This is a genomic window from Rhodohalobacter sp., from assembly GCF_041686455.1.
GTDB lineage: Bacteria > Bacteroidota > Rhodothermia > Balneolales > Balneolaceae > Rhodohalobacter.
The window spans coordinates 9,943-14,294 of the sequence record NZ_JAWLDW010000068.1 but is presented as its reverse complement, the minus strand read 5'-3'; the positions used below and the strand labels follow the sequence as shown (position 1 = coordinate 14,294).

5 protein-coding genes are annotated in these 4,352 nt (G+C 41.1%); 2 read left to right on the top strand and 3 right to left on the bottom strand.

Translation table 11 applies throughout. The annotated features are described in order from the left end of the window. Positions 1–823: hypothetical protein (locus tag ACESM0_RS08990; protein ID WP_372905709.1), on the bottom strand; the 823-nt coding region annotated here is incomplete at its 3' end. A 361-nt stretch (positions 824–1,184) separates the two neighbouring features. Here ACESM0_RS08990 and ACESM0_RS08985 point away from each other — a divergent pair. Both ACESM0_RS08985 and ACESM0_RS08980 read left to right on the top strand, forming a co-directional pair. Next, positions 1,185–2,156, top strand: a complete 972-nt coding sequence (locus ACESM0_RS08985; protein ID WP_372905707.1) for a hypothetical protein — start codon at positions 1,185–1,187, stop codon at positions 2,154–2,156. Further along, positions 2,153–2,683, top strand: a complete 531-nt coding sequence (locus tag ACESM0_RS08980) for a DUF6036 family nucleotidyltransferase (protein WP_372905705.1) — start codon at positions 2,153–2,155, stop codon at positions 2,681–2,683. Before ACESM0_RS08985 ends, ACESM0_RS08980 begins: the two co-directional genes overlap by 4 nt. 35 nt (positions 2,684–2,718) lie before the next feature. Here ACESM0_RS08980 and ACESM0_RS08975 read toward each other — a convergent pair whose 3' ends face one another. Further along, positions 2,719–2,916, bottom strand: coding sequence for a tyrosine-type recombinase/integrase (locus ACESM0_RS08975; RefSeq protein WP_372905703.1), 198 nt, complete (start codon positions 2,914–2,916; stop codon positions 2,719–2,721). Then, positions 2,913–3,845: a tyrosine-type recombinase/integrase gene (locus tag ACESM0_RS08970; RefSeq protein WP_372905701.1), complete on the bottom strand. Its 933-nt coding sequence runs from the start codon at positions 3,843–3,845 to the stop codon at positions 2,913–2,915. Before ACESM0_RS08970 ends, ACESM0_RS08975 begins: the two co-directional genes overlap by 4 nt. Positions 3,846–4,352: the final 507 nt, after the last annotated feature.

Genomic DNA, 4,352 nt, shown 5'->3' with positions numbered 1-4,352 from the left:
CTTCTCGTTTACGATCCTCCTCCCTTTCAATTCGCCACTTTTTAGCTTCGTTAGCGGTAAGCAAGATGGTTTTAAAGATCTTTTCAGTTTGATATTCCAATTTTCGTTCATCGGTATCAGAAATAGTTTTAGAACGGTAATTTGAAGAATGCTTAGATATTTGCAGCCTGAGATTCCCCGTGGTGTAGTAATCGTAGTCATACTCTTTCCAGGAACTCTCAACTTTAGTACGGTTGAATGAACCTGCTTCTTCTAACCGTAAAAAAACCTTGTCATCACCAATTTTAACTGAAGTATATACAACCTTATCAGAGCCTCCTCCTGCGATCTGAAACCCTTGTCTTTCTAACTCTCTAATCAGGCCATCGTAAAAAAGTATGGCCCTTTTTAAAAGTGATTCTGAAACCAAAATTCCTAAGTAACCTATTCTAAATGGCTTGAGTCGACCATAATTATCCCCGGAGTTCTTTTCTTTTAAATATCTATATGTTTTACTAACTAATGGGTGGAGTCCGGTCAGATTCTTTTTGAACTTTATGGTCTTAAACGACTTTGGAAGTTGATCCTTTAAATCTACTTCGGGTTCATTATAGAGGCTTAGTTTGTACTCATCTGCCTTAAATTCCGTGAGTGGTTTTTGCTTTACTTTTTTACCGCTCCTTAATTTCGACCAATATCCAGTCTCAGGCCTTGGTATTTCAAGTTCATCACAGACCTTCTTTAGCTGGTATACATTAATCTTGTAATCTTTTGCAATCTGGGTCATTGGTTTTTGCCAAAGCTCATTGTATAGCTTAGTTCTATTAAATGTGATGTTTTTCATAAGCTTATTTTAAAAGGTCTGAATAAATTTAATTCTCCAATGTTAATTCGATGAATTAGTATTTACAATACCAATAGGTAAGAAAGACTATGGAAAATTCAAGCGAACAAAGAGAAATGTCCAGTTTTTTAAGTAATAAACTGGACATTTAGTGTGCAGTCTCTGATCGATGGGTGAGTTTCAGTAGGTTGATAAATATCGATTTCTCTTTGACTAAGTTAACCATCCTTTTCAGCTGATGGCTTTGATTTGATTATGGTGAATTACATTCTACAGTCAAGTTGTTATGACAAATGTCAATTATTATTGATTTTAGTCTAGTTAAATTGATATATTATCATTTCAAATTGATAGTATAGTCATGAAGAATTCAAATCAACATAACTCATTAAAGCACCCACTCACCTCTATCCTTGGGTCGAAAGGTCATGTAATCGTACTTCGTGAATTAATCAGATCGTCGCACCCGTTAAGTCACTTTGAACTGTTGGAACGCACAGATCTTTCCAGGCAAGGGGTTTATGACATTACGAAGAGGCTGGTAGAAACAGGTGTTGTAACGTACACCGGTTCAGGCAGACAACAACTGGTTGAATTAAGGGATAAGTATCCCCTCCATAATGAGTTGGTAAATCTGTTTAGCATGGAAACCCAACGCTATGAAGACTTGGTGGATACGTTGCATTCGATAGTGCGTAACCTTGAGAAACAACCTGAATCAGCATGGATCTTTGGCCGTACGGCACGTGGTGAAGATGAGTATGGCGATCCGGTTCAAATAGCCCTGTTGGGTAAGCTGAAAACAGTTGACTCTTTAACCGGTGAATTCAGGAAAAAACTGATTCAAGACAAGATAGAGTCAACCTTTGATGTAACGATTGATATCAGAGGCGTAACCGTTGCTGATCTGGAGACAAAACCCTCTCTAACAGAAAAGGGAATGATTCATTTGTGGGGGGTTGATCCAAAGGAATATCTGAACTCTCAGAGAGATGAGTCAGGTTCTGTGAAAAGTCACAAGGATCACGACCTTAGATCGCTGGAGGAGTCAAAAATCTGGACAGAACTGCTGAAATCAAATCCGGAGATTATATCGAGAACCATCTCTTTAATTGAGAAGCAAATTGATAAAACATCTACCGGTGAGAAGCTTGAGCTGCTGGAATGGAAGAATCTTCTTGAAAACAGTTCATTTCAAAGACTGAAAAAGTTTATAGAGTCAGATTCTGAGAGAGCCGTTCGTTTGAGGCAGTCACTCCCCTTTTGGCAAGTACTGACGGAGAATGAAAAGAAAAAGTTTGAACAACTTAAGGAGGAGCGTAAAGAGTCATGAACAGAGAACAGCTGGAACACGCCATTCGGGCAGCCTGTACGGTTTCTGAGGATCAGGAATTGATCATTTTTGGCTCACAGGCCATTCTAGGACAGTTCCCCGACGCTCCTACAGAACTAAGAAAATCGATTGAAGTCGATGTCTCTCCGAAGAACAGGCCTGAAGCCGTTGATTGGATTGATGGCGCATTGGGTGAGAATTCTCAGTTTCATAAAACACACGGATTTTATGTTCACGGGGTACCAATTGAAACAGCTAAGCTCCCGGAAGGATGGGAGAAAAGAACGAACAAGGTTCAGGATTACATGGATGAGAAGAATATTGGCTATTGTATTGAGGCGCATGATCTGGCAGCCAGTAAACTGATCGCTTTTCGTGAAAAAGATACTGAGTTTGTAAGGCGCTTAATCATTGAAGAGATGATTGACGTTGACATCCTATTGAAAAGATTAAAGGTTACAGACGCAGAGAAAGAGATTAAAGACCGTGCTATACGATGGGCAGAACGTATAGCAGCCAGCCTATAAGTGGTTGGTATCGTTTATCAATATTATAATTGTACTCACCCCAGTAAATCCGTTACACCCCGATAGTTCAGTGCTGTACTGTGATCGTAGAATTCAGCGGTTACTACCGGAGTGGAATGTCCCATAATTTTGCTTACGCCATAAATATCGGCTCCTTTTTGCAACACATGTGTGGCAAAGGAGTGGCGCAGGCAGTGAAACTTCAACTCTTTCGGCAGCCCAACTTCTTTCATCGACTTGCGGAACATGTCTTGAATCCCCCCCTCTCATACTTTCCATATCCCCGATGTTTTTGCAGGACATAGCATTCGCTAATCTCCTTATCTTCATACCACTCCGGATATTTGCGCTGCTTAGCCTTGAGCTGGTTTTCGAAAATTTTAATCACATTAAATACCTTGGCGTTTAAGGGTACTGCCCGCGAGCAGTTGGCTTTGGTGATTTCGGCAGGAAGCTGAATGTATTTATCCTCAAGGTTTATCATTCGCCACGTGATGTCAGACAATTCGCCAATCCGCATACCGGTGTAGTAGGCAAGCCGCACAATCAGCCCGATCATTTTTCCCTCGGTCACCCTGAAGAGCTTTTTAATTTCAAACTCTTCGAATGCTCGGCGGTTGGCTTTGACTTCAAACAGGTAATCCTGTCCCTTGTACGGCATTCGGTCGAGCATTTCGTTCTTGTAGGCCCAATAAAACGCTGATTTAATGGACCGCATCTCAATGTTGATGGTAATTTTCTGGATGTCATCGGTGTCGTAACGGTAAATCTTGTAGTCCTGGATATCCTTGCGGGTATACTTTTTCATCACCTTGTCGCCGCAAATACGGATAAAGTGGTTCATAGCGTTGGGGTAACTGACTCCGGTCTTGGGCGCACAGTTGGCACGGATATGTGGGTAGTAATTCTCCTTCAGGTATTTCGATAGCAGGTCATCGCCCGGAGTTTTGTTGACCTCCTCCTGAATATTCATGTATTCCAGAATTCTCCGGAATCCGGCTTTCTCAGCAGCCTTCATTGCCTGATCTCTCTTTTTTTGAGTTGTTCTCAGCGGGTAGGTAATTCCAGTAGATAAGGTTTTTTTTCTTCCTTCATCATCTTTGAAAACCACGAAGATCCGGTAGAGCTTGCCACGCTTATAGGGGTAAATTTTGTAGTTCATTGATTGCTGCGTGCAGATCGCAGTCTCGAGACTTCGGGACAGATTGCAGATTAAAGAAAGAGCAAAAAGTTCATCTATGAAGGGATTGAAAAGAGGGTGAATGAATTAAGCCATCACTGTGAAAATTATTCCTATTGGGGGAGTTTCACTAACGATTTACTAACCTATAAGAAATGCGGAACAAGTGTTAAAGAGCTGACGCTGGTTTTAAGATTTATTCAAGTGTCCTTAATTCACTCTCAGACTGCAAACGAGTTTTGAGGGGAGAAAAGAGAGGCTTTTTTTCACAATTGTTTTACAGTAGAAAAATGCCTTAAAATATTGTTTTTCGGAATTTTACGTATTTGTTAATGTACCGTGGGCCACCCTACGATTCGGGATTGGCTCTTCGGTGCCACTTTGATCCAGCTTCTCGCCCGGCAGATTGTATAGGAATCTTAGACATAAAAAAAGCTCCTGCATGTTATCCATACAGGAGCTTGTACCTCGGGCCGGGCTCCCCGATTC

Coding starts and splice junctions, on each gene's coding strand:
- ACESM0_RS08985 (WP_372905707.1), top strand. CDS start 1,185: ATGAAGAATTCAAATCAACATAACTCATTAAAGCACCCACTCACCTCT.
- ACESM0_RS08980 (WP_372905705.1), top strand. CDS start 2,153: ATGAACAGAGAACAGCTGGAACACGCCATTCGGGCAGCCTGTACGGTT.
- ACESM0_RS08975 (WP_372905703.1), bottom strand. CDS start 2,916: ATGAAAGAAGTTGGGCTGCCGAAAGAGTTGAAGTTTCACTGCCTGCGC.
- ACESM0_RS08970 (WP_372905701.1), bottom strand. CDS start 3,845: ATGAACTACAAAATTTACCCCTATAAGCGTGGCAAGCTCTACCGGATC.